The organism is Lacticaseibacillus hulanensis (assembly GCF_004010095.1).
GTDB lineage: Bacteria > Bacillota > Bacilli > Lactobacillales > Lactobacillaceae > Lacticaseibacillus > Lacticaseibacillus hulanensis.
The window spans coordinates 1-25,626 of the sequence record NZ_RRYD01000014.1; the positions used below are offsets into that span (position 1 = coordinate 1).

Here is a 25,626-nt window from a genome sequence, read left to right on the forward strand (position 1 = left end):
AACAGTGTTAGACTAGCCGCTCGAATGTGCTGTGTTTTTCCCTATGTAAAAGCCCCGGTGAAATTTTCTTTTTACCATGATGTAGCGACTGGGTATGTGGTTACGGATTATCTTAGTTGCAGTGCAAAACGTGCTGTGCGTTTACGTTTACTTGTTGCCAATATGTAAACAGTCTGATGAATTTTGTTAACTAAGCGTAGGCATCAAAACATTCACGCAAACAAGTTTCCTAAAAATGTAAACATTTTCAAACAATTGCGGTAGAATCTAGTTAAACGTTTGCAGTGGCACCTGCCCACTAAACGTAAATTGGCTTTACTTAGGAGGAACTTTTGCACATGATCACCATCGCTAATGACGAATTCACCGCGGACATCAACCCACTGGGCGCAGAACTAACTCACCTCACCCGAAAGGCGGATGGCCACCAATACATTTGGGACGACACTGAAGGCAAATTCTGGGGGCGTCACGCACCCATCCTCTTCCCGTCGATTGGTCGCTCGAACAATGACCAGTACACGCTGAACGGTCAAACCTACAGCATGCGTCAGCACGGATTCGCCCGCGATTACGAATTCGATACCGTTGACCAACCAGCCGCTAACACCGTCACGCTGACGCAGCACGCAACCGATGTAACCAAGGCACTGTACCCCTTCGGCTACGCACTGAGCGTCACTTACACACTCACAGCCACCGGATTGACCGTCAGCTATGAGGTAGCAAACGATGATGATCAGCCAATGCCATTTGCCCTTGGCTCCCACCCTGGCTTTGCACTAGACCAGGAACTTGCAAACTACACAGTTACCTTGAATGGCGCCAAGACGCCGCTCACCAAATTCGGAATTGGTCCCGTACCTTTCCGCAACGGTGCGGTTGAACCCTTCACTGAAGCGAGCGGCAACACCATCGCCCTCAGTCACGAGCTGCTCGACGACGGTCTAATTATCATCAACGCGCCCGAAGCTGAAAGTGCCACCTTGGCGGCCAACGATGGCAGCTACAGTGTGACCATCAGCCTGGCTGACTTCCCCTACCTCACCTTGTGGAGCCCTGAACACAAGAACGCTCCATTTGTCTGTGTTGAGCCATTCCACGGTCTGCCTGATCAGGCTGGACAGCCGACCGATTGGTTCAAGAAGCTTGGCAACACAACGGTCGAACCCGGTAAGAGTGCTAAGTTCGGTTACAGCTTGACCATTAAGTAAACAAAATCCCGCAAGCAAAATACTAGCGCTTGCGGGATTTTATTTTTAAGCGATATTAAGCGGTGGCGGTAACCGCGCCCCACCAAGTTATGGATGCGGGCACAACTGCCACGCATAATTGGTGGTGTGAATCGTACCCACTTAGTAGAATGGACTTGTTTCTAATGTAAAGGGAGGCTGAAACGATGAAAATTGGGCAAAATTTAGCAGCAGCACGGCGCAAGGTGGGACTGTCGCAAGAGTCGGTCGCGGCGGATTTGGGGGTGAGTCGGCAGACAATTTCTAAGTGGGAGACCGACGAAACCTTACCGGATATTTACCAGTCGAAGAAGTTAGCCAGTCTGTATCAGCTCACCTTGGATAAACTAGTCAGCTTCGACGAAGACATCGACAGAATCGAACACGCCATCATGCACACACCCAAGTCGGTGGAACAAAAGGTTGACTGGACCGCAATGTGGGCGCAAAAATACCCCGTACTGGCGAGTTATCCGCAGACGGTTGCCATTGATAAATATGCCGGTGAACTGCGGCGGCAAATTGCTGAATTGCAGCGCAACTACGGATACAGCCGTCAAGATGCGTTTCTGGTGCTCAAGGATATTCTGGCCAAACAATTGAAGGCGTAAGTCTCACATCAAATGAAACTTGTTTTACTAGGCAAGCCCATCGTTGCCAAACAACAATGGCCGGCTTTAGGGCCACCGCTGAGCATTAACGCAGACGAAAGTAGCATCGACCAGTGTGTGCAAAAATTATAGAAACCAATAACAAAATAGCCTCACCCAACGCCAACATTCAGCAGTGAATGCGGCATTAGGTGAGGCTGTTTTTAAGGCTGTGGTTGTTTGATGTAGCCACGGGGAACCTTGGTGAATCCCAATTTAGCGTAATAGTCCGCGGCGTACTCAGAGGCAAGAAGTACCTGGTGCAGGTGCTGACCGATACCGGCATCAACCATTGCCATCAGCTCCCGGCCAATGCCTTGGTGCCAGTATGCTTTATCAACACCCAAATCGGCCACGTACAGGACATCGGCGTAATCGGTCAAGCCCCGCACGTAGCCAACAACCTCGTCCCCATCCCAAGCAGTGTAAAAGAAGTCCGAATTGTCACGTTCGTTCAAAAGCTTATCATCGTCCGTCACATCGCGATTCAACGTTGTTAGCTTAATCAAATCACGAAATGTCGGAATCGTCAGCAGCTCCTCTTTTTCATACTTAATTGTCATGTGTCGGGGCCTCCTTTGATAACCTTAGTTTAACGCATCCCTTCCGCTCAAATATAAAAAAATGTGTGTAATTGTCATTTAGTTAATAATTTTTCTGCACCATTGCTGACCTATTAGCAGGATTTTATTATTCATGGTAATGATATCTACATTAATTTTTCTCTTGAAACTGTTTCAGGTGTTCACCAGCAGCAAAAGTCAAGCGCGATTCTGTTTGCGGTCGCGGCGGATCAACCAGATGAGACCCGCCAAGGCGATGATGATCAGCGCGGCCACCGTCAAACGCCCAGGCCGGAACCGGAGCACCGCGTCGCCGCCGAACGCGTAGGCAAACGCGGTCGGCAGACTACCCGCGAGGATGAGCCCGACCATTTGCTGCCGCGGAATGCGCAGTTCGGCCGCCGCCACGTGCACCAGCGGGTTGGGGATGAACGGCACCGCGTACGCGAGGACCAGGCCCAGCCGCGGGTGCTGCATCTTGAGCAAGTCGTCCAGCATTCGCGATTGCTTGGGTGACCTGGTTGAACGCCGCCGGTCGGCCACGCGGTCCACGAGCTGGGAGCCCGCCATGTTGCCCACGGTGAAACCCACGACGTTGACGGCGAAACCGAGCGGCGCACCCAGGCAGATACCACTGATGACGGCGATGACCGACACCGGGGCACCCGGAATCAGGCTGAGTGCCATCAGCAGGAGCACAAGCGGCACCGCCGCGACGAGTCCCTGCGCCCGCATCCCGCGCACAAAAGCTGCCCGGTCAAACTCCGGCCACCGCAATAGCCGTAGTGCCGGCACGTACTGCCAAATTAAAATTAATAGTAGCAGTGCCCCGAGCACACCACTAATCAGGGTAATGGTTTGTCTTTTTGTCAGATGCATGGCGCGTCCTCTCAATTATTCCCGCGTCAGTTGCTGCCGCCAAGCCACCAGGTAATCCTTGATTCCGGCAAAGTCCGCATCCGCGATGGCCGCATCGACCAGCGCCAGCGCCGCCCGCGCGTCGTCCGTGCTCGGCAACGGCGCCAGCTCAGCGGCGATGCTGTCAAACCACGAGCTAACCAGGCCGCGCTGAATCACCTTGTGCGTGCGCTCTTCCAGCCACGGAAACAGCTGCACCGCACCCAAAATCAGTTTGAACCCGGCCGCGTATTCGCCGGCCTTGGCCACCTGCAAGTCTTGGGACACGAGCTCCGTGAATTCATCCAGCAGGTCATAGGCCTCCGCCGCACCCGCGTGCCGCTTGGCCAAATCGGCGCGCGTCTTAGCGATGATTTCGTCCTGGTGCTTGTGCGCCTCATCCCCGTAGCGCGCGGCCGGCTCCAGTCCCAGGACATCGGCCACGGCTTCGGGTGCCGCGCTTGCGATTGCCCCGATGGTCTGCACGAGCTGCGGCCGGCTCATCCGCGCGGTGATGTCTTCCAGCTGCGCAATCTGATAATCATTTAACGCCACAATAACCGCCTCCGTTTTCTTCACTAACACCTTCATTTTAACATCTAACCGCGTACACAAACACCGCACCCCCTGCGATTAGGAGTGCGGTGTTTCACGATAAATTTGATTCTATCTAATGTTAGTCGTTGGCGTTCAGCCACTTGTCGAGCACGCTGATGAATTCGTCGTGCTGGTCCAGCAGTGCCAGGTGGCGGCTGTTGGCAAACAAGTGCCACTTGGCGCCCGGGATGTGGTCGTAAACGGATTTGGCAATCAGTGGCGTGCACAGGTCGTCGGTTCCGTTAGTTACGAGCACGGGCACGTGAATCTTGTGCAGGTCGTCTGTGACGTCATAGTCGCTGATGGTCCCGTTTTCGGTGAACTCGTTGGGGCCCTCGGCAATCAGGCTCGCGCGCTTGCCGTTGGTCGGCCGGCGCAGTGGCTCCGGGGAGTCCGGCGTTGGGTCATCCCAGCAGTAACGCTCCATGTACCGGTCGTTGGCGGCCAGGTACTTGGGGCCGGTGAAGTCGCCGGTGCGTTCGGCCTCGGCGATGGCGGTGCGGTCCTCATAGCTGAGGTAGGAAATCAGCCGGTGCTGTTCCTGCGTCCACAACTTGATTGAGGCGGGCGAGCCATCAATCATCACCGACTTCACGCCGGTCTGGTCGTACTGGGTCAGGTACAGCATTTCAAGCATGCCACCCCACGACTGCCCGAGCATGTGAATCTCGTCGAGGTGCAGATACTTGCGCAGGGCAATTAACTCTTCGGCCCAAGTTTCCTTGACGTAAACAGATTCGTCCTCGGGCAGCGAGGACTTGCCACAACCCACCTGGTCGTACATGATGAGCTGCCGGCCGGTCTCGGCGTAATCGTCCATCAGTTCAAAGTAGTTATGTGAGGAACCGGGGCCCCCGTGAATTAGCAACAGTGGTGCCTTGCCCGGCGTCTTTTCTCCGACAATCCGGTAATAGGTCTTGTAACCGCGAAACGGCATGTAGCCTTCTTCAATCTTCATAGCTTGGCCATCCTTTATGTATGATATACGCCGATTGTACACCTTTTCGCAAAAAGGCGGGGACGCCGACTGACGACACCCCCGGTAAAAAAGAATTGGCTGCTATGAAAACTCAGCCACACCTGCGCTACACACAACTTAAACCCGCTTGTTTTTCAACATTTTGCGCGCCTGCTTTAACGAAATCACCTTGCCAGAAACCTTGGTTGGTGCTTTCTGACTTGGGATTTTTTCACCCAGCACTGCTGCCTTTAACTTGGCTGCTCTTTGCCGGTCAATAATGCCCTTATCGCCGAGCATCTCCACCATCGCTGCTAAGATGGCTGCTTGCCTTTGTCCACGGTTGTTTTGCTTCGAGTAATTGCGCAACCAATCACCAAATTCACGCCAAGACTCCGGTTGCCACGAATCTGGTGTCTCCAGATGTTGCGCGTACATCACGTCCATGGTTTCACAAATTATCGCAATTGCCGTCTTTTCATCATAACCACTTGCTACCACAACGTCTTGAGCAAGCATCCACACGCACAGACCAAAACTAACAGCTTGCTGGTGAACCGTAATTGCCGTTTTTCGGCTCCACTTTTGGGCACCCCTGTACGGCAAATGGCCCTGGAGTAAATAATGCTGGCCGGGGTCTTGATCATAATCACGAAAATGCGTGGCAAATTTCTCCGGGTTATTCAGTATTTCCCGCAAATCATCGTCGGTCAGTTCATCCTCGTCACCACTTGCAGGCACACCCGTCTCCTGATTTAACGCATCACTAGCCGCATCAATCATTTCGGGCTCAATTGCCCGTAGATAACGCTGGTAATTAGCCGCACGCTGACTGTTTAAACAGCCACGTTGCGCAACGTAGCCAATGAAATCAACTAACCCGGGAACTATTAGTGGATATTCGTCATTATCAAAATCAACATTTTTAACTAAATAGTTACACATAACGCCACGCAAGGCCGTTTTTGTCCAAGTCTTTGGCGTCTTGCGGTACAAATCGTAGACCTTTTCCGTGATTGTCAGCACCGCTGTCGACAGTACGTCCTTACTAAGCCGTTTATCCCGCTTAGTCCACCTACTGCTCTTGAAATACGAATCAAGCCAGGCGCCGACGTACCGCTGATTGTCAGCCGTGATATTATCACGCCATTCAGGCAGGTTTGGGTCCATATTCACCGCATCAGTGCGCAGCTTTATTTTCGGCTGCTCCACACCGCCTAAGCCACTCTCATTCTCGAACTGATCGAGTAAATCCTCCATATCTGCACTACTTAGCGAAATTTTGTGCTTGCGCGCCAGAAAACGGAAGAATGCACGCAAAACATCGTACATCGCAATCAGCAAGCTCTGTGCTTCAGGGTCGCCATCTGCATCAGCCTGCTCCACCAGTGAGCCTAAATAATCATAAATATCTTGTCCCTGCCAGCCAGCCATTTGTCGACCAAACATTGCGGCCATCATCTCATCGACTGATAGCACCACCTTATTGACCAAGGCCTCAGGATAATGGTCAAGCAGTGCGGCGTACTCATCGGTTTGCTTAAAATCACTGAATAACTTCAGCATCTTTGCTTGGTTGTTCATCGGTATTCCCTCCGCTACTGTTTCCGATATTCTACGTGCGCCATCTGCGGCACGTCAGCCCAGTTCACTGGGTAACCAGCGCCATGCGCGCAGAATACTGAATCCGGCGTGTTCTCTAGGTCGGCCACTGGGTTGTAATCCGCCGCGGCAATTACTTTATCCGCATTGTGGCACGGCCGGTAGCCGCTCACGACACATTCCAACTGTCCCTGACCGTGGGTGTATGCCCGTACATCTTGCGCGTAGCTTTGCATCTCGGACACGGGGGCGCTGCCCGTAATCGTCGTTTGCACCACCCCGGAAACCGCCTCGGTCACATCAAAGGTCCCGCTCATCTTCTGGATGTCGGTCATGGCGCGTCCCACTTGGCCGGTGGGAACATCGAGCCGAAAATCATACCAGGGTTCTTGCAGCTGACATTCACCTTGTTGGCGCAGTTCCATGAGCCCTTGGCGAACTGCGCGCCAAGTCGCTTCCCGAAAGTCACCGCCCACTGAATGCTTAATGCTGGCTCGACCGCCAATCAGCGTGATGTGCACATCCGTCAGCGGTGCACCGATAAGCACACCAAGGTGCTCCTTGGCCCCTAAATTTGCGAGCACTTGGTGCTGCCAATTGCGGCCAAGTATATCAAGCGGCAGATCAGCATCGAAAACCAATCCGCTACCTGCCGGGCCCGGCTGCAGCAGCAAATGCACTTCCGCGTAGTGCCGCAATGGCTCAAAATGGCCGACTCCTTCAACTGTGCCTGTAATTGTTTCACGATACAAAATACTACCAGCATCAAATTCAACCGTGAGTCCAAACCGTTCCGCCAGCAGTTGCTGCAGAACCTCCAGCTGCATCGTACCCATCACCTGCACGCGCAATTCCTGCAGGTGCTCCGACCAGGTTACGTGCAGCTGCGGATCCTCATCCTCCAGAACGCGCAGTGCAGCCAAGCAGGCGTGAACGTCCTCGCCCTGAAGGTCAACGGCATACGTCAGCACGGGTGAAAGACTCGGAGCAATCCCCTTTGCCAGATTGCCAAGACCCTGCCCCGGCTTGGTGGCGGTCAGGCCGGTGATGGCACAGACCCCGCCGGTGGGGACTTCGGCTGCAACGGAAAATTTGGCGCCGTTATAAACTCGCAGCTGATTTGCCTTTTCGCTGCCCGCGAGCACGGCCTTGGTTCTTAGCACGCCGCTAGTCACCCGCACCCACGTGAGGCGTTCGTCCTTGTCATCGCGGGAGATTTTGAACACCCGCGCGCCAAACTCGCTCGTCTGGGAGTGATACGGCAACGTCCACTGGGCAAGACCCGCAAGCAACCCATCAATCCCGTCGAGCTTCAGGGCCGAGCCAAAGAACACGGGAAACACCCGCCGACCGGCAACCATGCGCTGCACCGTTGCGACCGGCAGCGCGCCTTCTTCCATATATGTGTTCAGGCTGTCATCGTCCTGCAGGGCAATTTCCTCCTGCGCCGCATCGGGCAAGCTGCCGTCAGTGGCCGGGGAAAAATCAATGCACCCAGTGCTCAATTCGTCTTGCAGGTTTGCCAGCACATCCGCCTTGCTAGTGCCGGGTGCATCCATCTTGTTGACGAAAATCACCGCGGGCACCTGATACCGGTCAAGCAAGTGCCAGAGTGTACGCGTGTACCCCGACACGCCGTCCGTGGCCGCCACCACGAGGATTGCGTAATCGAGCACGCTCAGCACCTGCTCCGTCTGGCTCGCAAAGTCGACGTGCCCGGGTGTATCGAGCAGCGTGAGGGCCAGATCATTGAACTGCAGCTGGGCCGCATGGGAAAAGATGGTAATCCCGCGGCGCTTTTCCAGTGCATCCGAGTCCAAGAACGCATCCCCGTTATCCACGCGCCCGAGTTTGCGCACCGCCCCCGTCTTGTAGAGCATGGCTTCTGATAATGTCGTTTTCCCCGCGTCTACGTGGGCAATGATGCCGGCGGTAATGTGCTTCATGGCGTATCTCCCGTTTCTATTGTCTAGCTTAATCATACGCCACTGAACGAATCTGGACACCGGCAAAATCGGCCGGCTGCCGCACCAGTTTTTGGCCAACTAAAAAGGTTACGATTGACTATCCTGTCAACCGTAACCCTACTCGCAATTGGGCGCTAAAATATTGGATTAATTTTGGATCCAGAAATTCCCGTTTGAATCTGCGCCATCTCGTTGTACATCTGCCCAACCTTAGGCGACAATTCCCGCCGCAGTGCCAGCGGGTTGAGTCCACTGTGCAGTGTCAGCAGCACCCGATCGTCGTTCACGTCTTTGTCCAGTTCCTGCTTCACTTCACGCAGCACCTTTTTCTCCGTGTCCGTAGTTTCCGGATCAACAATGAGCTCGACAAGCTGATTGCGAAATTCGTTGCGGTCTAACCTCTTCATTTATCTCGCCTCCACGACGTATCATACATCAAGTCTCGGCAGCCGGGCAAAAGGGCCCCGCCTACTCGAATTTACCCGCGTTTTGCCGAAAGAATTCGGCGTACACCCGCACTTCCGGCAGGTCGAACCACGCCTTGGTGCGCACCGGCACCTCGTCCAGGTCGTAGATTTTGGCGTCCTTCATCGCGAGGACAAACGGCGAATGCGTGGCGATGATGAACTGACAGCCGAAGAACCGTGCGCTATCCGTCAGTAGCTGGACCAACTCCTGCTGCCGCGCGGGCGAGAGCGAATTTTCGGGTTCGTCGAGCAGATAGAGCTGATTATCCAAAATGCGCTCACTGAATAAATGCAGGGCACTTTCGCCGTTGGACCGTTCAGTCACGTTCTTTTGCAGATTATCACGCACGTAACGCGACTGTGTTTTGCGCCTGGTTTCCAGCGTTTTTTTGAGCTCATCGTAATCACTCAGGTCGTGGTAGTGGAAATCGCCGAACTTGTGGTTCAGGTAGTCCGCGAACATCTCATCGCGCTTGTTGTCGATGCCCTGATTGAGCGCGCGCAGATTGAGCATGTAGTCGAAAATTTCGTCGCTCGTAATGATGGCCGACTGCTCCGGCAGCACCGTGTGCGTCGTGTAGGTGCAAAGCTCCAGGTAATCCGCAAAGAAGCTGGAACGATTAAAGAGAGCACCCCGCTGCAGCCGGAGTTTTTCCGCAATAACGTTCAGCACCGTCGACTTACCTGAGCCGTTGTCGCCGTACAGAATTGTGACTGGGGCAAACTCGAGCGTGGGCACCTGCTTGTCCGGGAACACCTGGAACGGGTAATAGTCCGTGTACGCCTTACTCTTTTGCTTGATGAAAAATTCCCATTCCTGATCGCCAGTTGCAAGTGTGAAATCCTCAAGGTAAAGCATCCCGGGCCCTCCCCTTTCCTATTTGAGCAGTCTCCGTACATTTTTTTGCAGCTCCGGCAGCACGTCGTCACCAAACCACGGATTGCGCTTCAGCCAGCCGTAGTTCAGCGGTGACGGGTGCACCAGCGGCATGTACGGTGCGTAATTCGCGTAGTGCCGCACCGTTTCCGTCAACGTTTTTTCGCGACTCGGCAGGTAGTACTTGACCGCGTACATCCCGATGAGCAGGGTCAGCCTGATGTTTGGCATCAGCGCCAGCAGCGGCTGGTGCCACTTGTCCGCAAACCCCTTGCGCGGCGGCAGGTCACCACTCTTGCCCTTGCCGGGGTAGTAAAAATCAAGCGGCACCACCGCAATTTTGCCAGAATTATAGAACTCGTCGTCGGTCACGCCCATCCACTCGCGCAGCCGGTCTCCCGAGGCGTCGCGCCAGTACGTCTTAGCCGCCTGCGCCGAGCGACTTGGCGCCTGACTGACAATGAGAATCGTCGCGTCCCGTTCGAAATGGTAGAGCGGGTCAATCCCCGCCGCCGTGAACGCCGCGTTGTCTGGGTCACGTCGAATTGCCTGAAAAATTTCTTCTGGAGTTGTCATCGTCACTTTGCCACCACGTTAATCGGCGCACCATCCGCAAACGCCTTAATGTTTGCGGCCACCATGTCCACCAGGCGCTGGCGGGTCTCAAGCCCGCGCCAGCCCATGTGTGGCGTCACAATCACGTTCGGCAGGTCAAAAAGCGGGCTGTCATCCGGCAATGGCTCAACTTCCTGAACATCAAGCCCCGCCCCGGCAATCACACCGCTTTGCAAAGCGGCAACCAGCGCGGATTCATCGACCAAACCGCCGCGCGCCGTGTTAATCAGGAACGCGCTGGGCTTCATTGCCGCCAGCGTGTCCGCGTTAATCATGTGCCGCGTTGCTGATGTCAGGGGCAAGTTGAGCGAAACAAAATCGCTGTTTGCCAGCAGGTCGGATAGCGTCGTGAAGTGAATACCGTCGCGATCGGCGCGCTTGGTGCGTGTGGCCACCAGAATATTCATGGACAGCGCCTGGGCAACCTTGATTATTTCCCGGCCAATATGGCCAAAACCAACGACGCCCAGTGTTTTCCCGTTTAGTTCCATGTGTGGCACCATTAAGTGCTCGCTGAAGTTCCGGTGGTCACCGCGTTCCAGCATCCGCAATTGCTGCTGCATGGAGCTGGCCAAATTCAGCATCAGCATGATTGCCGTGTGCGCCACCCGCTGCGTGCTGTAGGCAGGAATGTTGGTCAGCGTAATTCCCTTGGCGCTGAGTGCGGCAGTGTCGTGGTTGTTGTACCCCGTTCCGGCCTCGACCACCATCTTCACGCTGGCCGGGAACTGCCGCACCAGTGCGCCCGGCAGCGGCATTTCCTTGGTGACGACCACCGTTTTACCCGCCACGCGCGCCAGAATTTCATCCTCAGCCGTTGACCCGTAAACCGTCACGTCACCGGCCAACGTGTGCCAATCAAGTTGCCCATCATAATTCACGACATCGCCGTTCAGCACGACCACTTTTTGCATAATCACCACTCCTTGTTTGCTAATTATACGACTTTTCATCTGTGTTAAAATAGCATCAATCTATCTAGTGAGGTGTCATCATGCAGCGCAAACTAATCGCCCTCGACCTCGACGGGACCACCCTGAACCAGGCCGGTGAACTGAGCGCAACAACCATTAAAACTCTGCGGACCGCCCAGCAAAAGGGGCTCGTGGTCATTATCACCACCGGTCGCCCCGACGCGATTTCCACGCCGCTGTATGACCAAATCGGATTGGCTGGCCCCATGATTAACTTCAATGGCGCCCTAATCCACATCCCCCACCAGCACTGGCAATCTGAATGGCAAGCGGCTATCGACATCCCCACCGCGCTTTCCCTGCGCGAGTTCCGCGCCGATTTCGGCATTCGGCTAATGGTGGCTGAGGGCAAAAGCATGCTCGTGGCCGACCGCGGCTTTGCGGGCGTGCCCTTCTTCCCCGACGTGCCCAATCCGGTGCACCTGCTGGATGAAGAAGGCCTGACGACAAACCCCATTTCCGTGACAATGTTCGTGGACGAAGAAACGATGTTGCCGCTGCAGCAAGCCATCGCGGCCAAGCACCCGGAGCTCACCCCGAAAACTTGGGGTGCGTGGAGCGGTGAATTTTCCGCACTCGAAGTCACCGCTGGGCAAACCAGCAAGTCGCGCGCATTAGCCTACGTTGCGGGCCACTTGGGCATCAATCCAGCCGACATCATTGCGTTTGGTGATGACATGAATGACGCCGACATGCTGGAATTCGCCGGCCGCGGCGTCGCGATGAGCAATGCGCGCCCCGAGATTCTGGCCCTCGCCGACGCCGTGACCGCATTTGATAACGAGCACGACGGCATGGCCGACTACCTGGCGGATTACCTGAACCTGTGAATGCGCGGGGATGAGCGGCATAAAGACAATAAATTTGTTGATTAAAGCGCTATAATAATGGTAAAGACTAGGGAGGCGAGCGCATGTCAACAATCGAACTTAATCGCTACACCGTTGTGAACACAGAGGGCGAGTTCTTGGCGGACGACAACCTGTTGCTGCTGCCAACGTGGACGCGGGACATCCACGTCATGTGGGCAACGGCCAGCGAATTCGAGGCCCAAAAAGTGGCCCACCAATCCGGCGGCCAGGCATGCGCCATCAAGCTGGCCCCGCTAGAACTGAATCCGGCGGCGACCAAGCACAGCGGCATCCCCGTTTCGGTCCAAAAGCAGATTGTCACGCTCCGTGATCAGGGTCTGAGTTACCGCAAGATTGCGGCGCTCCTGAATATTTCCAAATCTACCGTTGGCAACATCTTAAATCGCTAAAAGCAAAACCCAGATGGGCAAGCAAGTCGCTTGTGCATCTGGGTTTTTAATTATGAATTATTTGGTTAGTTACTGCCACGGCGCTGAGCCTGCATTCGCTGCAGCAACAATCCTCCGCCCAATACTAGGGCGATGATGCATTCCTTCCACAGGTCAGTTTCGAACCTCATCACCAGCAAACTAACCGCAAACAGGATTGCCATCACCGCAAGTGCATGCTGATCGGATTTAACCGTGCCTGTTTCGCGACTGGTAATGTAATACTTGCCGACAAGGATGAAAACTGCGCCCGCCGCGAAGCTAACGATTAACATCCAATCAATCGATTTGAGCGCCACCATCAGAAATATTGCGATGATGCCAGTCCACACCATCACGATGCCTGCCGCAATCTCTAACCCACCAACTAATGCCCGTACAACTTTCATTTAGCTCACCCAACCTCAAGACTTTTGGTCTAGTTTTGGCTATTATACCCCACAGTGACGCCCTTAAAAAAACGCTTGCAATTTTATTTGTAACTTTTCGTTGTCCGGCAGCGTGAGTCGTTTTGCGGAGGTATACCAGTGGGGGCTCCGCGTTGCGGGGTTTGGCCTCCGGGTCCGGGCTGGGCCTCCGGCCAAACCCCACAACGCTCGGCTGGATAGTGGTAAACAGCTCAGTCATTTCCGGATGCTGAACAGTGGTGGACTAGCCACTTGAGGGTATTATGCTTTCTGCTCTGTAAAAGCCTCGGTAAGATTTTCTTTTAACCACGTTGTAGCGACTGGGTGGGGTTGGTGCGCGTGTAGTGCGGCTGGGATTTTCCTGTGAAAGCTATGGTGAGAGAAGACCAATGCGGTTTTTGCATTGGGCTTCTCCACACCATAGCCGGCAAAAATTAAGACCCGCTAGGAAGAGCAAAGCTTCCCCAGCGGATCTTAACAACACGTATTAGTCTCGTAACCCCAAGAAACAGATGCGGGGCTAAATTTTTAGGTTGAAGACCCCGAACTTGGGGCTTCAACCGGCCGCACGGAAAATCCCAGCCGCACGGAACGCGCAACGGCCCCGCCCAGGCGCGGCCCCCATACCACTCAGTAACTACTACCATCGAAACCACTGACGTTGCGGGACAGCGAAAGTGTACCGTGAATTGGTCCTTAGACCTTCAGTACGGCCTCGGAAATCGGTGCGCCGCCATCGTGCATGATGATGACTTTGCCGATTGTGTTACGCATGTACAAAACTTTGGCCAGTACCTCGGCCACATCCGCAATGGAGTTCTTCCCAGCTTCGGCGGCAAAGGTCGCCTTACCGGTGGCCGGTGTCTCCGTGAGCGTGCCAGGCTGAAGAATTGTGTAGTCCAGCTTGGTGTTCTTGGTCAAATACAAATCCGCGTAGTGCTTAGCAATGTAGTAATCCTTGATGGACTGGATACCCGGGTTATTCCACTTGCTGCGGTCAAGGGCAAACGCCGCGATCAACATGATGTAGCGTTTGACCCCAGCCATCTCCGCGGCCTGCATCGTCTTGATGGCGCCATCCAAATCTGTGCCGATTGTGTCGTGACCGCGTGAGCCAGCGGTGAAATAAACCGCGTCGAACCCCTGCATCTGCTTTACCATCGCGTCGGCTTCTGCGTGCAGGTCGAAAAGTACGGACTCATCACCCAAATTTTGCGGGTGACGGGATGCAGCGACAACGTGCTCGCCTTGTTTTTGCAGGTCAGCTACCAACAGCTGGCCAACGCGACCACTAGCGCCAATTACTAATACTTTCATGGTTACCTCCATTAATTATCTTGGGGCAAATCAAACCCCTGCCGGCGCAAGATTGCGCCAATTTCATCACGGTGGTGCAGAATACCCTTCAGGTGGGCCACCATCGATTCAGTGTAGTCCACGTCACGCTGCCCCCAGCTGCGGTGCTGGTAGTAATCACGCACCGTGGCATCGTAGGCGGCAAGTTCATCCGGTTCACTTTGCGGATAGGTATTCTCACCGACCACCAGTGCGTGCGGCAACCGCGGTTTGAGCTCCGGTTTTTCGGCTGGAATGCCAATCATGAGTCCGAGCAGCGGGAACGTGTAACGCGGCAGGTGCAACAAATCAATCATCTTCTGCGGATCATTGAGAATGCTGCCGAGATAAACGCCACCGAGATTGCTGTGCTCCGCGGCGGCCAACATGTTCTGCGCCGCAATGGTTACGTCGAAAACACCGCCCAACAGTGCATCCCAATTCGTCAACTGGTGAAGCGACTCACCTGATTCGCGCACCAGCGCCACGTTGCGCGCCTGGTCGAGAACAAAAATAAATAACTCTCCGGAACCCGCAACGTATTTGTACGTCGTCACTTCCGCAATGGCCTGTTTGAGTTGTGGGTCCGTAACGTGAATCAGTGAGAATTGCTGCATGAACTTACTGGTCGCACTCGCCTGTGCCACGTTCTCAAGTGCCTGCAGCTGGTCCGCCGTCAGTGCTTCGTCCTTGAACCGCCTAATTGAACGGTGGTTCAAGGCAGTTTGGTCAATCTGCATCGAACTTACCCCCATTTCGTCTTCTTTTTCTGGATAAGCATAACACTGCACGCCGGGTGTGTCTCGGACAACAACCGCCAGCTTGTCCAGTGCCGGACAAAAAAATAGCGCAATGTCAGTTCCTGCCAACAATTGCACTGCTTTACCAATTAATGTTTTTCTTTGCCGGCTCCGTGTGCGCACGTAAAATGTTGCACGTGAAACATTTAACATATCGCCATCACTTGTTTGCGCCCAGCCGCAGCGGAATATCACCTGCGCCCGCAATGACCACGTCCGCCCGGCGCTGATCCAGCTCATATCCGACTGGCCGTACCGCCCACGTTTCAATGCCCGCACCCGTCGCCGCAGCGATGCCGACTGCGCTGTCTTCAATCGCAACGCAGCTGGCCGCGGGTAAGGCCAACCGCGTGAGCATCGTTTTATAAATCATCGGGTCGGGCTTGTTGCGCGTGATGTCTTCACCGCTGACCACCTTGTCGAACGCCCCGTTAAATCCGCACGCATCAAGAAAAGACTGCAGGTACGGCATCGGTCCGGCCGAGGCCAGTCCCACTAATAAGTCGTGCGCGTGCAGCCACCGCAACGTTTCGCGCACGCCGGGCTTCAGCATCCCCCGAAAATCAACGGGATGCGCAAATATCTCGGCCCGAAACGCCGCTTCTTGTTTGGCGCGCTCTTTTTCATCGGGAAAAAGCAGTTCCCAGCTGTCCGCCTCGGGTAGCCCCGCGGTCTCAGCGAGGGTGAAGTGCTGCGGCCGTGCACCGGTGCGCGCGAACACCCGCTGCTTGACCGCAAAGTACCACGTCTCACTATCAATCAGCACGCCATCCATATCAAAAATTACCGCTTGCTTGTGCATGATAACCCTCCGGAACACATTTTTGACACCGCTTACTCAAGCCGTCTAAGTTAGCGTACCAAAAATTCGCACCACAAGCAAAATCAGCTAACAGCAGCCAACTAACACGTGGCGCCAAACACTGCTGGCCAGTAAGCCGGTCATTTGCCGTTAAGCCTTGCTGTACTCAATCCCGTTTTCGTTGCACCAGTTCATGGCAATCTTCTGATAGGCGTTATCCCGGAACGCGTACCACTGACTGGTCAGACCGAATTTGTCCGCGTCCTCCCGGAAATGACGAAAGGCGCTGCGTCGCTGAATCACACTCGCTAACTGCGTCTGCTGAACACCGGCAGGCAGCGTGGCGACAAAATCTGCCATAATCTGGTGGTCATCAATGTCGTTTTCCGTTGGTAGTGCAAGGTAACGGTCGAAGTTCTCATCAACCTGCTCGCCGAAATTATTCACGTCAAAATCAAGCACCGCCTCGATTTCGCCCGTCTGGGTGTTCAGGTAAAAGTGCGTTTCATCATTGGTCATTTCAATTGCGTCAATAATTTCACTTAATTTAACCCGCATAATTCAAGTCCTCACTTAGTAACGCCTAAGCGTCGCATGTACTTCTACCCTTATTCTACCAATTTTAACCTGCCAATACGCAATTTACTGAGCACAAATTCAGGTTATTTACCATTCACTCGCACCGCTGCGGAACGCGCGCCTCTCTCAGCACACAAAAACAGCCATAACCAAACGTTCCCCGTCAAATTATGGCTGCTTTACGCGATGATTAATCTATTTGATCCAGTTTTCGGCCCGATCGTACACCGGCTTAACGGTTTCCGGCCGGTCAATCCCGATACCGTCTTGGCCAATTTTACCCCCGGCCTTGATGCGCGTGTACGCCAGGTAGCGGTACGACGACCGCAGACTCCGTGCTAATTTCGCATCGATGTGCAGGTCGGTGCCCGGAATTTCTGGGGCGATGGTGTCGGCCTCATCGATGGCGGTCATGTCGCTGATTTTCCATTCGCCATTTCGTTTTTCCACACAGTAGATCAGACGCATGAAGGACTCGACGATGGCAATTTCACCATCCAGATTAACCCAGTGTTTGGTTGTGGATGGCAGTTCGGCGTAGGCCCGGTTTCCGTTCAAATGTACAATCGGCGCGGCGTACCGCCCAACGAGGGGCAAACTGGTCGCGTAATCAACCGGCCGTTGCCCAACAAACGTTGCCCTGGCGTTGCCGGTCGACCAACTCGTCGTGACCGTGCCGTCTTCCCAATAACAATTCGCTAATTCATCGTTCAGGCCGCGGCCCCGCGCTTGGCGTTCCCACAGCACTAACTGACTGATTGCTTCGATATCTGACATTTTTTCTCCCTGTAATCCTTTTGCCCGTTTAGTCAATGATGCCCCGTTCAATCACATCAGAATTAAGGAACCAATAACGGTGATAATCCCCCGTGAGTGCGGTGAACGGAACTGGCTCAATGTTGTGTTCATTTAGGTATTGCAGCAAAAAGTTGCGAATAATCCAGTTGTCGTCAATCCGGCGCGGGTGCATGTCGATGGACTCTGCAATCACGTCCGCCGTGGTGCCCAGCTGCGTTGCGATTTGCGTCAAGCTCAAACCACTGCGCGCGATGTTTTCCTTGAATTCGTTCCGTGTTGCTACTGTTTGCTCTGCTGTTAATGACATGATGGCCTCCGAATTCATCAGTTAACTTGTAACTACAAGTAAATAATAATCGTCCAGCCCGTCATTGTCAAACGCGGCGCGCAACTAGTCTGCCCGCACCAGATTGCGCATCAGATGACTGTAACTCAAATAAAGCGCCGTGAACCGGTTGTCGTGCCTAGCCATCCACGGTTTGGGCTTACCGTTAAAATGCAGAATGGATGTGTTGGCCATCACCCAGTGAATGTCCTGCTCGCCGCGGCTCCGCACAAAGTATGTCCCGTAACTGCGCGCATCGTAATTCCAGCGTTCATCCGGAATTTTGAGAATGTCGCTGCCGTACAGGTGGTTGAGAATATCCTGATCTGGCAGCATGAGGTACTCACCGATTTCATCCAGCACCCGCTTAATGTCCTCCCAATGAATAACGGTGCGTGCCCGATCCAAATCAATTAGCATAATGCCGGAATTGTAGTAGGCGTGGTCAGTTTTCAGCCGGATGTTATTAAACCTCGTCGTCACGTCCACCAGCTTCGTGTGCGTGGCCGCCGCAAGCAGGTGGCCCTCCAGGTCAAGATTCCACAGCGGCATGAGCGAATTAATTACCAGAACGTCGGGATCCAAATACAACACGCGGTGAACAGAACCTGGCAGAATTTCGCCCGCCAGCAAGCGGAAGTACATTTCCTTGGGGTACCGCTTCTCCGTTGGGGCGCCCTGCCACAAACTGCCGTCCACCATGACTGGGTGAAACGTCCAGCCGAAAACAGCCGTTAGCCGGGCAACCTCATCAAGCTCGCTATCGGGAATGCTTTCGTGAATCAACCAGACGTTCACGTCGTCTTCATCGTTATTGTAATGAATTGAGGTCAGCGCCACCTTTAACGGCTCCAGGTACCCCGAGTTCAGCGTAAATAGGATATTCATGCGCGGTGCTCCTTTAACGTTGTCGATAGCTTGATTATAAACCCGCGACCAGTGGAACCAAAAACACCGTTTGCGGCAGATCAATTAATAACAGACGGCGATTCGGCGCCCTCTTTGCGCGTAAATCCACCCGTAAAATTTCTGACATGCAAATAAGTTAATGTGTCTTGACACTATCGATTAAAGGGACTATCGTTCATGGCAAGCCCCATCAACAACAGCGTTGCTTCCGATTACGGCTGTCAAAAAACAAAAAGGAGAACCCTTGCGATGAGAAAAATTAATACCTAACCCAATTCTGCACAGTTGGGAATTATTTGGGTGTGTAATTGCACGCCCATTGCTGCAAAAACAAATTCTATTAGTAAGGGATGTCTTTTAAAATGCAAATCAAGAACACTAACGCAACTTCCATGTGGCGATTCAAACTGTCAACCAAGGCCATGGTGCTGATTCCAGCCGCCGTCGGGATTAACTATGTCGCTAAGGCCTTCGCGGAAGGTCTAAAGCTACCACTGTGGCTCGGCTCACTTGGAACCTACCTCGCAAGTATGCTCGCCGGCCCAATTCCCGGTGCAATCAGCGGGTTCATCAACAACGTTATCTACGGCCTGACCCTTTCCCCAATTTCAACCATCTACTCCATCACCAGCATCGGCATTGGGATTGCGGTCGGCATTCTGTTTTACAAGGGCTGGTTTGACTCAGCCAAGAAGGTTTGGCTGGCCGGGATTATCATTGCCCTCGTCTCCGCCATTATTTCCACGCCACTGAACGTCGCCTTCTATGGTGGCCAGACCGGTGTTGTTTGGGGTGATGCCCTCTTTGCCGTACTCGTTTCCCACAGCTTCCCCGTTTGGATTGCATCATTCATCGACGAATTCGTGCTCGACCTGCTGGATAAGATTGTTGTCGGCTACCTTGCTTACTTCATCTACAAGCAGTTACCTAAAAAATTAATCTACTTCTTCAAGGACTAAAATTATGAGCGATTCAGAAAGTTCAGTGGTGCTGCGCCAAAATTGGGCCCAAAACATCGATCCAGTAACCAAATTATTGCTAGTTGCCTGCGTGCTGCTGGGTAGTTTGCTGTACAAATCGCTCACTTATTCGCTCGTCGTGCTCGGTTTGAGCGTCTTCTTGGTTCTGGCGGCCCGCATTCAGGCCAAGGCACTAAGGTTGATTGAGTTCAGCCTCTTTCTGATTGCGACCATCGTTTTGATCCAGGGCCTGCTCTACCCGTTTAACCGCACCGTTTTGCTGACGGTGTTCCACTTGCGGTTTTACAAGGAGGGACTACTGTACGCACTCATGTTAAGCAGCCGCCTGCTCTCGATTATTTTCGTGACCAGCTTTTTTATCTTCACGACGACCATCACTGAGAACGCCACCTATCTGGAACAAATCGGGGTGCCGTACCACACCGTCTACGTGTTAATCTCGGTCTGCTACATCCTGCCCCAGATTAACAAGAACATGCGGCACATTCAGGTTGCCCAGCGTGCGCGTGGCGTCAATCCACAGAGCAACATTGCAGAACAGGTGCGGGCAATTATTCCAATTCTTGTGCCACTCATTACGAAGACGCTGATGCAGTCGGTCGAACGCTCAACGGCCCTGCAGCTGCGCGGGTTCAGCAATCCCAACCGGCAGCAAACAGAAAAGCTGACCTATTACCGGGCGGAACTTGCACACCGGGGACTAATACTACTAGCAGCGCTTTTAGGTGGATGGAAAATATGGATGATTCTCAGCAAATTAGTTTAAACAAGGTCTCGGTCGCCTACCCTGGTGCTGAGCGCAACCAGCTCAGCGACCTGACAATCAAGACACCGGCGCACCAGATTATCGGTATCCTGGGGCCCAGCAATTCCGGCAAGACGACTTTGTGCCGTCTGCTCAGTGGCATTATTCCGCAGGTCATGCGCGCCGACGTCCAGGGCGAATACCGTCTGGGCACACTCAATCCAACGGCTAACTGGGCGGAAATTAACCGATTCATTGGTTACGTCTTCCAGAATCCCGCCGACCAGCTGAGCGGTATGGCTGAGACCGTGGCCACCGAGATGGCCTTTAGCCTAGTTAACCTGGGCCAGTCAGCCAGTGCAATTGACGCAAAGGTGCGTGCACTGGCGCGGCAGTTCCAGTTAATCGACCAGTTGAATCAGAATCCGGCAACGTTGTCTGGCGGCCAGATGCAGCGCCTTGCGATTGCCTGCGCCCTCGTGACGGATCCCGAAGTTTTGATTTTCGATGACCCCACGAGCCAGATGGACCCGGTTGGAACGAGCCAGTTTTTTGCCTGGCTAAAAAACCAGCACGACAAGACCATCTTCGTGACGTCAACCAACGTCGATGCCCTGTGCAACACGGTTGATTCGCTCTGGGTATTGAACGCCGGTCAGTTGGTCGCAAGTGGTACACCCCGGAAGATTTTTAATCAACCCGCTAAATCCGAGCTCATCCCCGCCCCCGTCGTCTTCAATCTGGCAAGCCAGATGGGGTGGGCACTGCCAGACGGCGACTACCCGGTCACACAGGCCGAATTAATGGAGGCGACAGGCCATGAGCGTTGAAATTAACCAGCTACACTTCACTTACCAAAACAGCAATTTTGGCCTGCAAATACCGGCACTCAGCCTAGACAAGGGCCTGACCGCGATTGTCGGGCAAAACGGCGCCGGCAAGTCGACCTTCTTCAAGCTACTAATGGGGCTGCTGCCGCTGCAGGATGGCAACATTTCGATTAACGGCAAAGGCAGCCACGAGTTAACCGGGCGTGCGCGCTTGACCGAGATTGGCATCTTGTTCCAGAACCCGGATGACCAGCTGTTCAACGCGACCGTTAAAAAAGAGGTGACCTGGAGTGCCCGCCAAATCACCCGCGACCGTGCCCAAGTTGACCAGATTGTGGAATCAGCACTCACAAAGGTGGAATTGCTGGACAAGGCCGATGAGAATCCATTCGACCTGTCCCTGTCGGACCGCAAGCTGCTCGCCTTCGCGACGTTGCTGGCCACAAATCCGCAAACCTACCTGATGGACGAGCCGATGATTGCCCTCGACTGGCACAGCCAAACCATCGTGCTGCACATCCTGAAGCAGCTCGCCGACGAGGGCCGTCAGATCATTGTCTCAACGCACGATATGGACCTAGTCGCCCATAGCTTCCCGCGTGTCATCACCTTTGACCACGGCGCAATGGTCTTTGACGGAACGCCCACCGCTCTATTCGGCTCACCTGCCATCCTGGCGCAGGCCGGCCTGCTCCCGCCCCGAATCATGCAGCTGTGCGCGTTGCTGGGTGACACCAACGTTTACTTAACTACCGAAGATTACGTCAGCAAGCATCAGGCCTGACAAATAGCTCCAGTTCGCAATTTGGTTTGCGAGCTGGAGCTGTTTTTGTACCCGGCCGGAGACACAAGCAACTGGCAACCGAGGGGTCAATCAGCCTCAGCGCAAGGTGCGCGTCTGCATTATGGTTTCCTTTTGCAACTACAAGGCCTAAAGTAAGCGCTTTTCAATTTCGAAGCACTGAAAATTTTCACGGAAAATCCGCGCACATTCCGCGTTCGTCCGCCTAAAATGGATACTTTTAGCCAAATTCGGCGAACCGAGCGCAATATTAGGTGAGAATTTGCGGCCGCAACTGCAAGTCCCGGACAATTTGCGGCCCAAAAATCGTCATTTTGGGTGCGAGTCGCGGATCTGGCGGCCGTTAATCGCCGCTAAAATGCTAAGTATCGATTTGCCCGTTATTTGCCCTGAACGCGCTTCGGCGAAAAAGCAATTTTCAGGGCAAAACTTGAGAAAATTAAATTTTTTCCACGGCCATAGGAATGTGTTGTATTGTTCGGTAATTATCAGCAACTAAATTGGCGTGTTCCAACGAATCGCCGGTTTTAAGGCATTCATCATTAAATGATCCAGGCTAAGTTAGACTGAAAGCTTAAATATTATCTCTGAAATTCTTATATAATTCGTCATTTTTTCGTGAAAAGCCCGTCTCCAATATACCTTTATTAAACAGCAAAATGTTTTTTTCCAAATCATGTTGTTTAGCCCTAAAATCTAGTGCAAACTTATACTTACAAGCACGAAAGGGTGGGCGTATGGTAGTCTTTAAATCAATCATTAAGGATCGCGTATTTCAAATCACGGCTTTAATCGCCATCGTAACATCGTTTTTGGCGCGACCAAACGCTGATGAAATCAACTTTACAACATTGTGGTCCCTGCTGGCCATGATGACCACAATTCAAATCTTCGAACACCTACACGTTCTTGATTACATAGCTTATAAAATGACCGCGCATGCCCACAACGCTAGGCAACTCACCGCGCTGTTCGTCACGCTTTCATTTGTCTCGGCCATGTTTTTGACCAACGACATGGCCGTGCTCACCTTCATTCCGCTCTATCTGCGCATTGCACGGAAGCTCGACCTGCCGGAGATTGTGCCAGTGACAGCCATCACCATCGCCGCCAACCAAGGGAGCGCGATGACGCCGTTCGGGAACACGCACAACATCTTCCTCATGGCTAAGTTTCACATGCCCCTCGCGCAGTTCATCACCTGGGTTGTGCCCATGTTCTTCGTCGCGCTGCTTTTCCTCATCGGCATTATCATGTTTGTACCCAAAAAAGAGGTGCCCCAAGTTCCGGTCAAGGATATCCGCACCAATCCTCGTCTGATTACCCTGACCTGTATTGTGGCGCTGATCGTTTTCAGTTCCATCTTTGACCTTCTGCCTGCTTGGGTAGCAGCGCTAATCGCAATCGTCGTGGCCTCACTGATTGATTACCACATCATGGGCAAGGTCGACTATGCGATTGTGCTCACATTCCTCGGTTTCTTCATTATTATCGGGAACATCAACCAGCTGCCCGCAATCAAGCAACTACTGGACTACGTAATCAGCGGCCCAGTTTCGGTTTACTTCACCAGTATCGTGGCCTCGCAATTCATCTCGAACGTGCCGTCGACGGTCCTCATTGCGAACTTTACCAACCACCTCGCACCGCTGTTCTTCGGCTCTAACATTGGTGGTCTGGGTACCCTGGTCGCCAGCATGTGTAACCTGGTGGCGTTCAAGCAATACACCCTTTACAGTAAAAAGTCCCACAGTCGCTTCCTGCTGCACTTCACCCTGATTAACTTCATCGCACTGGCCATTATTGGCGGTGCCGGGCTCGCGGCAGTCATCTACTTTTTCTAATTAACAATACTAAGTCAAAACGCATGCCACCATGATGATTCCTCACCACGGTGGCATGCGTTTTTGAGTACATGGAGATGCTTGTTGATCCGCGCCGCCAGTCGGGACCAAGTTTGACGTCAAGAAGACAGGACTGTCGTGGCCATCAACTTGCATTCCTAGAAACGGGGCAGTTCGGTTAACGCCCAGCCTGCCCGCCAAAAACTCCACGCATTGGAGCGCGAATTTATTTCCGTCATCTCGCAATTTACGCCACTAAATATGCAGGTGCTGGCAGTGTTTGCCTAATAATTTCGCGGTAAGCCCTCCGCAGCGCATCACGGCATTGGCCAAAGGGGCTGTGGCAGCGGTAAGTACAGGGTGACTGCGCTTTTTTTGGTACGGGCAAAAGGCAGCGTTGGCTATAGTTATTTAAAAGCAGAAAACGGATGCAGTGTTTAAAATAAACCATCAATAAATATGCAGTAATCAAAGGCATCTCGCAAGCAACAAATTTGACGGTGCCAAATTATCGTGTTATGTTATTACCCAACTTAACCAATTAGGAGGAAATAGGTATATGCGTATTGACACATCGAAGTATCCAGAAGGTAAGGACGCCGTGGACCCCAAGAAGGTGAAACGGCTTAAGCTGCTGAGTAAGCTCGCAACCATCATGTGTATCTCAATGTACATCTCGTACATTCCGCAGATCATCGCGAACTTCTCGGGGCACCCCGTTTCACCGTTGCAACCACTCGTCGCTGCCATTAACGCTAGCCTGTGGGTCGGCTATGGCTGGAGTAAGACGTACAAAGACTGGCCCGTGATTATCTCCAACCTTCCGGGGATTGTTTTTGGGATTGTCACGGTCGTCACCGTGTACATCCATTAATTGGTAATCAAAAAAAGCAACTGCGCCTAAACAGTTCCACAATTGACCAGTGCTCAAGCCCAAAGATACTTAGGCTTTTTAACTCAGCGCCAAATCCACCGCTGCCTGCGCGTGAATTTGGGTTGTATCAAAGAGCGGTAGAGTTACATCTGCTGGTTCAACCAGCAGGTCCAGTTCCGTGCACCCCAAAATGATGCCTTCTGCCCCGCGCGCCTGCAGTTCAGTAATCATCTTCAGCAACGCTGCCTTTGACCCCGGCAATTTACGCCCAACGACTAGTTCCTCGTAGATAATCCGGTTAACCTCATCCACTCCCGGTGCATTGGGAATCAGCACGTCAATTCCGGCGGCGATGAGCCGCTGCTTGTAGAAATCCTCTTGCAGCGTATACTTAGTGCCCAGCATGCCGACGCGGGTGATTCCTTGCGCCCGCAGCGCGGCAATCGTCGCGTCCGCAATGTGCAGTAGCGGAATTGAAATGTAGTCCTGAATTTGGTCCGCAACCTTGTGCATCGTATTGGCACCAATCAGGATGAAATCGGCCCCTGCCAGTTCCAGCCCGCGGGCGGCCTTACCCAAAATTGCGGCACCCGTGGCCCAATCATTGCGCTCCTGCGACCGGGCAATCTCGTCGAAGTCCACACTCGCGATTAAAATCTTGGCCGAATGCACCCCGCCAAGCCGGTCACTGACCGCCTGGTTAATCAGCTGATAATAAGTGACGGTGCTCTCCCAGCTCATGCCGCCGAGTAAACCAATTGTCTTCATGATTGTCATCTCCTAATGCTAATTGCCACCGCGTGCCGTAGTTACCCGCACACTGCCACACCAATTTTTCCTAGTTAACCTGCACGGGGGCGCAAAATCAACCATAGCGCACATCCGATAGCCGGAGTA

At 53.4% G+C, this 25,626-nt stretch carries 29 protein-coding genes; 10 read left to right on the plus strand and 19 right to left on the minus strand.

Features of this window, described 5'->3' with window-relative positions; all coding sequences use genetic code 11:
- The first annotated feature begins 338 nt into the window (after positions 1-338).
- Positions 339-1,214, plus strand: a complete 876-nt coding sequence (locus tag EKN00_RS04590; protein WP_127849048.1) for an aldose 1-epimerase family protein — start codon at positions 339-341, stop codon at positions 1,212-1,214.
- Between the two features lie 185 nt (positions 1,215-1,399).
- Positions 1,400-1,843 carry a helix-turn-helix transcriptional regulator gene (locus EKN00_RS04595; RefSeq protein ID WP_127848971.1) on the plus strand — a complete coding sequence of 148 codons (444 nt, stop codon included), beginning with the start codon at positions 1,400-1,402 and terminating at the stop codon, positions 1,841-1,843.
- 203 nt (positions 1,844-2,046) lie between these two features.
- Here EKN00_RS04595 and EKN00_RS04600 read toward each other — a convergent pair whose 3' ends face one another.
- The 10 genes from EKN00_RS04600 to EKN00_RS04645 all read right to left on the minus strand — a co-directional run bounded on the left by EKN00_RS04600 (position 2,047) and on the right by EKN00_RS04645 (position 11,339).
- Positions 2,047-2,445, minus strand: a complete 399-nt coding sequence (locus EKN00_RS04600) for a GNAT family N-acetyltransferase (protein WP_127848972.1) — start codon at positions 2,443-2,445, stop codon at positions 2,047-2,049.
- A gap of 198 nt (positions 2,446-2,643) precedes the next feature.
- On the minus strand, positions 2,644-3,324 hold the full coding sequence (locus EKN00_RS04605) for a TVP38/TMEM64 family protein (RefSeq protein WP_127848973.1): 681 nt from the start codon (positions 3,322-3,324) through the stop codon (positions 2,644-2,646).
- A gap of 15 nt (positions 3,325-3,339) precedes the next feature.
- A complete protein-coding gene (locus EKN00_RS04610) occupies positions 3,340-3,921 on the minus strand; it encodes a hypothetical protein (protein ID WP_127848974.1) in 582 nt (193 codons plus the stop codon).
- Between the two features lie 97 nt (positions 3,922-4,018).
- Positions 4,019-4,897 carry a proline iminopeptidase gene (gene pepI, locus EKN00_RS04615; RefSeq protein ID WP_127848975.1) on the minus strand — a complete coding sequence of 293 codons (879 nt, stop codon included), beginning with the start codon at positions 4,895-4,897 and terminating at the stop codon, positions 4,019-4,021.
- Positions 4,898-5,035: 138 nt separating this feature from the next.
- Positions 5,036-6,481: a hypothetical protein gene (locus EKN00_RS04620; RefSeq protein WP_127848976.1), complete on the minus strand. Its 1,446-nt coding sequence runs from the start codon at positions 6,479-6,481 to the stop codon at positions 5,036-5,038.
- 14 nt (positions 6,482-6,495) lie between these two features.
- A complete protein-coding gene (locus EKN00_RS04625; protein ID WP_127848977.1) occupies positions 6,496-8,445 on the minus strand; it encodes an elongation factor G in 1,950 nt (649 codons plus the stop codon).
- A gap of 155 nt (positions 8,446-8,600) precedes the next feature.
- On the minus strand, positions 8,601-8,873 hold the full coding sequence (locus EKN00_RS04630) for a bacteriocin immunity family protein (RefSeq protein ID WP_127848978.1): 273 nt from the start codon (positions 8,871-8,873) through the stop codon (positions 8,601-8,603).
- 61 nt (positions 8,874-8,934) lie between these two features.
- Entirely contained in the window at positions 8,935-9,792 is an 858-nt protein-coding gene (locus tag EKN00_RS04635; RefSeq protein WP_127848979.1) for an AAA family ATPase, read from the minus strand.
- Between the two features lie 18 nt (positions 9,793-9,810).
- Positions 9,811-10,386 carry a uracil-DNA glycosylase family protein gene (locus EKN00_RS04640; protein WP_127849050.1) on the minus strand — a complete coding sequence of 192 codons (576 nt, stop codon included), beginning with the start codon at positions 10,384-10,386 and terminating at the stop codon, positions 9,811-9,813.
- A gap of 2 nt (positions 10,387-10,388) precedes the next feature.
- Positions 10,389-11,339, minus strand: a complete 951-nt coding sequence (locus EKN00_RS04645; protein WP_206611262.1) for an NAD(P)-dependent oxidoreductase — start codon at positions 11,337-11,339, stop codon at positions 10,389-10,391.
- Between the two features lie 80 nt (positions 11,340-11,419).
- Between EKN00_RS04645 and EKN00_RS04650 the strand changes: the two genes are divergently transcribed.
- Together EKN00_RS04650 and EKN00_RS04655 are read left to right on the plus strand one after the other, a co-directional pair.
- Positions 11,420-12,229 (plus strand): Cof-type HAD-IIB family hydrolase, encoded by an 810-nt coding sequence (locus tag EKN00_RS04650; RefSeq protein ID WP_127848980.1) that lies wholly within the window; start codon positions 11,420-11,422, stop codon positions 12,227-12,229.
- Positions 12,230-12,312: 83 nt separating this feature from the next.
- A complete protein-coding gene (locus tag EKN00_RS04655) occupies positions 12,313-12,660 on the plus strand; it encodes a helix-turn-helix domain-containing protein (RefSeq protein ID WP_127848981.1) in 348 nt (115 codons plus the stop codon).
- Positions 12,661-12,725: 65 nt separating this feature from the next.
- Here the strand turns inward: EKN00_RS04655 and EKN00_RS04660 are convergent, their stop codons facing one another.
- The 8 genes from EKN00_RS04660 to EKN00_RS04695 form a co-directional block, all read right to left on the minus strand.
- On the minus strand, positions 12,726-13,088 hold the full coding sequence (locus EKN00_RS04660; RefSeq protein WP_127848982.1) for a hypothetical protein: 363 nt from the start codon (positions 13,086-13,088) through the stop codon (positions 12,726-12,728).
- Between the two features lie 714 nt (positions 13,089-13,802).
- Positions 13,803-14,423, minus strand: a complete 621-nt coding sequence (locus tag EKN00_RS04665; RefSeq protein ID WP_127848983.1) for an NAD(P)H-binding protein — start codon at positions 14,421-14,423, stop codon at positions 13,803-13,805.
- Positions 14,424-14,434: 11 nt separating this feature from the next.
- A complete protein-coding gene (locus tag EKN00_RS04670; protein WP_164848024.1) occupies positions 14,435-15,310 on the minus strand; it encodes an NADPH-dependent oxidoreductase in 876 nt (291 codons plus the stop codon).
- 91 nt (positions 15,311-15,401) lie between these two features.
- Positions 15,402-16,043 carry an HAD family hydrolase gene (locus tag EKN00_RS04675; protein WP_127848985.1) on the minus strand — a complete coding sequence of 214 codons (642 nt, stop codon included), beginning with the start codon at positions 16,041-16,043 and terminating at the stop codon, positions 15,402-15,404.
- A gap of 150 nt (positions 16,044-16,193) precedes the next feature.
- Entirely contained in the window at positions 16,194-16,601 is a 408-nt protein-coding gene (locus EKN00_RS04680) for a UPF0158 family protein (RefSeq protein ID WP_127848986.1), read from the minus strand.
- A 216-nt stretch (positions 16,602-16,817) separates the two neighbouring features.
- A complete protein-coding gene (locus tag EKN00_RS04685) occupies positions 16,818-17,399 on the minus strand; it encodes a nuclear transport factor 2 family protein (protein ID WP_127848987.1) in 582 nt (193 codons plus the stop codon).
- A gap of 28 nt (positions 17,400-17,427) precedes the next feature.
- Complete coding sequence (locus EKN00_RS04690) at positions 17,428-17,727, minus strand: DUF2316 family protein (protein ID WP_164848025.1); 300 nt, start codon at positions 17,725-17,727, stop codon at positions 17,428-17,430.
- Positions 17,728-17,811: 84 nt separating this feature from the next.
- Positions 17,812-18,633 carry a glycosyltransferase family 8 protein gene (locus tag EKN00_RS04695; RefSeq protein WP_127848989.1) on the minus strand — a complete coding sequence of 274 codons (822 nt, stop codon included), beginning with the start codon at positions 18,631-18,633 and terminating at the stop codon, positions 17,812-17,814.
- A 383-nt stretch (positions 18,634-19,016) separates the two neighbouring features.
- Here EKN00_RS04695 and EKN00_RS04700 point away from each other — a divergent pair, with 383 nt between their 5' ends.
- The 6 genes from EKN00_RS04700 to EKN00_RS04725 all read left to right on the plus strand — a co-directional run bounded on the left by EKN00_RS04700 (position 19,017) and on the right by EKN00_RS04725 (position 24,729).
- Entirely contained in the window at positions 19,017-19,613 is a 597-nt protein-coding gene (locus tag EKN00_RS04700) for an ECF transporter S component (protein ID WP_127848990.1), read from the plus strand.
- Positions 19,614-19,617: 4 nt separating this feature from the next.
- Complete coding sequence (locus EKN00_RS04705) at positions 19,618-20,400, plus strand: energy-coupling factor transporter transmembrane component T (RefSeq protein ID WP_127848991.1); 783 nt, start codon at positions 19,618-19,620, stop codon at positions 20,398-20,400.
- Complete coding sequence (locus tag EKN00_RS04710) at positions 20,373-21,209, plus strand: energy-coupling factor ABC transporter ATP-binding protein (RefSeq protein WP_164848026.1); 837 nt, start codon at positions 20,373-20,375, stop codon at positions 21,207-21,209. Before EKN00_RS04705 ends, EKN00_RS04710 begins: the two co-directional genes overlap by 28 nt.
- A complete protein-coding gene (locus EKN00_RS04715) occupies positions 21,199-21,993 on the plus strand; it encodes an energy-coupling factor ABC transporter ATP-binding protein (RefSeq protein WP_127848993.1) in 795 nt (264 codons plus the stop codon). The genes EKN00_RS04710 and EKN00_RS04715 overlap by 11 nt, the downstream gene beginning before the upstream one ends.
- Before the next feature lie 755 nt (positions 21,994-22,748).
- Positions 22,749-23,855, plus strand: a complete 1,107-nt coding sequence (locus EKN00_RS04720; RefSeq protein WP_127848994.1) for an SLC13 family permease — start codon at positions 22,749-22,751, stop codon at positions 23,853-23,855.
- Positions 23,856-24,414: 559 nt separating this feature from the next.
- Positions 24,415-24,729: a SemiSWEET family transporter gene (locus tag EKN00_RS04725; protein WP_127848995.1), complete on the plus strand. Its 315-nt coding sequence runs from the start codon at positions 24,415-24,417 to the stop codon at positions 24,727-24,729.
- A 78-nt stretch (positions 24,730-24,807) separates the two neighbouring features.
- Here EKN00_RS04725 and EKN00_RS04730 read toward each other — a convergent pair whose 3' ends face one another.
- The gene (locus EKN00_RS04730; RefSeq protein WP_127848996.1) at positions 24,808-25,497 is read right to left on the minus strand and encodes an aspartate/glutamate racemase family protein; all 690 of its coding nucleotides are present in this window, start codon (positions 25,495-25,497) and stop codon (positions 24,808-24,810) included.
- Positions 25,498-25,626 lie beyond the last annotated feature (129 nt).

What these genes read in the sequence shown, in the direction of transcription:
- EKN00_RS04590 (WP_127849048.1), top strand. Translation starts at nt 339, where the DNA reads ATGATCACCATCGCTAATGACGAATTCACCGCGGACATCAACCCACTG.
- EKN00_RS04720 (WP_127848994.1), top strand. Translation starts at nt 22,749, where the DNA reads ATGGTAGTCTTTAAATCAATCATTAAGGATCGCGTATTTCAAATCACG.
- EKN00_RS04730 (WP_127848996.1), bottom strand. Translation starts at nt 25,497, where the DNA reads ATGAAGACAATTGGTTTACTCGGCGGCATGAGCTGGGAGAGCACCGTC.
- EKN00_RS04700 (WP_127848990.1), top strand. Translation starts at nt 19,017, where the DNA reads ATGCAAATCAAGAACACTAACGCAACTTCCATGTGGCGATTCAAACTG.
- EKN00_RS04645 (WP_206611262.1), bottom strand. Translation starts at nt 11,339, where the DNA reads ATGCAAAAAGTGGTCGTGCTGAACGGCGATGTCGTGAATTATGATGGG.
- EKN00_RS04640 (WP_127849050.1), bottom strand. Translation starts at nt 10,386, where the DNA reads ATGACAACTCCAGAAGAAATTTTTCAGGCAATTCGACGTGACCCAGAC.
- pepI (WP_127848975.1), bottom strand. Translation starts at nt 4,897, where the DNA reads ATGAAGATTGAAGAAGGCTACATGCCGTTTCGCGGTTACAAGACCTAT.
- EKN00_RS04630 (WP_127848978.1), bottom strand. Translation starts at nt 8,873, where the DNA reads ATGAAGAGGTTAGACCGCAACGAATTTCGCAATCAGCTTGTCGAGCTC.
- EKN00_RS04600 (WP_127848972.1), bottom strand. Translation starts at nt 2,445, where the DNA reads ATGACAATTAAGTATGAAAAAGAGGAGCTGCTGACGATTCCGACATTT.
- EKN00_RS04690 (WP_164848025.1), bottom strand. Translation starts at nt 17,727, where the DNA reads ATGTCATTAACAGCAGAGCAAACAGTAGCAACACGGAACGAATTCAAG.
- EKN00_RS04705 (WP_127848991.1), top strand. Translation starts at nt 19,618, where the DNA reads ATGAGCGATTCAGAAAGTTCAGTGGTGCTGCGCCAAAATTGGGCCCAA.
- EKN00_RS04635 (WP_127848979.1), bottom strand. Translation starts at nt 9,792, where the DNA reads ATGCTTTACCTTGAGGATTTCACACTTGCAACTGGCGATCAGGAATGG.
- EKN00_RS04650 (WP_127848980.1), top strand. Translation starts at nt 11,420, where the DNA reads ATGCAGCGCAAACTAATCGCCCTCGACCTCGACGGGACCACCCTGAAC.
- EKN00_RS04605 (WP_127848973.1), bottom strand. Translation starts at nt 3,324, where the DNA reads ATGCATCTGACAAAAAGACAAACCATTACCCTGATTAGTGGTGTGCTC.
- EKN00_RS04655 (WP_127848981.1), top strand. Translation starts at nt 12,313, where the DNA reads ATGTCAACAATCGAACTTAATCGCTACACCGTTGTGAACACAGAGGGC.
- EKN00_RS04620 (WP_127848976.1), bottom strand. Translation starts at nt 6,481, where the DNA reads ATGAACAACCAAGCAAAGATGCTGAAGTTATTCAGTGATTTTAAGCAA.
- EKN00_RS04710 (WP_164848026.1), top strand. Translation starts at nt 20,373, where the DNA reads ATGGATGATTCTCAGCAAATTAGTTTAAACAAGGTCTCGGTCGCCTAC.
- EKN00_RS04625 (WP_127848977.1), bottom strand. Translation starts at nt 8,445, where the DNA reads ATGAAGCACATTACCGCCGGCATCATTGCCCACGTAGACGCGGGGAAA.
- EKN00_RS04725 (WP_127848995.1), top strand. Translation starts at nt 24,415, where the DNA reads ATGCGTATTGACACATCGAAGTATCCAGAAGGTAAGGACGCCGTGGAC.
- EKN00_RS04660 (WP_127848982.1), bottom strand. Translation starts at nt 13,088, where the DNA reads ATGAAAGTTGTACGGGCATTAGTTGGTGGGTTAGAGATTGCGGCAGGC.
- EKN00_RS04685 (WP_127848987.1), bottom strand. Translation starts at nt 17,399, where the DNA reads ATGTCAGATATCGAAGCAATCAGTCAGTTAGTGCTGTGGGAACGCCAA.
- EKN00_RS04675 (WP_127848985.1), bottom strand. Translation starts at nt 16,043, where the DNA reads ATGCACAAGCAAGCGGTAATTTTTGATATGGATGGCGTGCTGATTGAT.
- EKN00_RS04695 (WP_127848989.1), bottom strand. Translation starts at nt 18,633, where the DNA reads ATGAATATCCTATTTACGCTGAACTCGGGGTACCTGGAGCCGTTAAAG.
- EKN00_RS04595 (WP_127848971.1), top strand. Translation starts at nt 1,400, where the DNA reads ATGAAAATTGGGCAAAATTTAGCAGCAGCACGGCGCAAGGTGGGACTG.
- EKN00_RS04680 (WP_127848986.1), bottom strand. Translation starts at nt 16,601, where the DNA reads ATGCGGGTTAAATTAAGTGAAATTATTGACGCAATTGAAATGACCAAT.
- EKN00_RS04665 (WP_127848983.1), bottom strand. Translation starts at nt 14,423, where the DNA reads ATGAAAGTATTAGTAATTGGCGCTAGTGGTCGCGTTGGCCAGCTGTTG.
- EKN00_RS04715 (WP_127848993.1), top strand. Translation starts at nt 21,199, where the DNA reads ATGAGCGTTGAAATTAACCAGCTACACTTCACTTACCAAAACAGCAAT.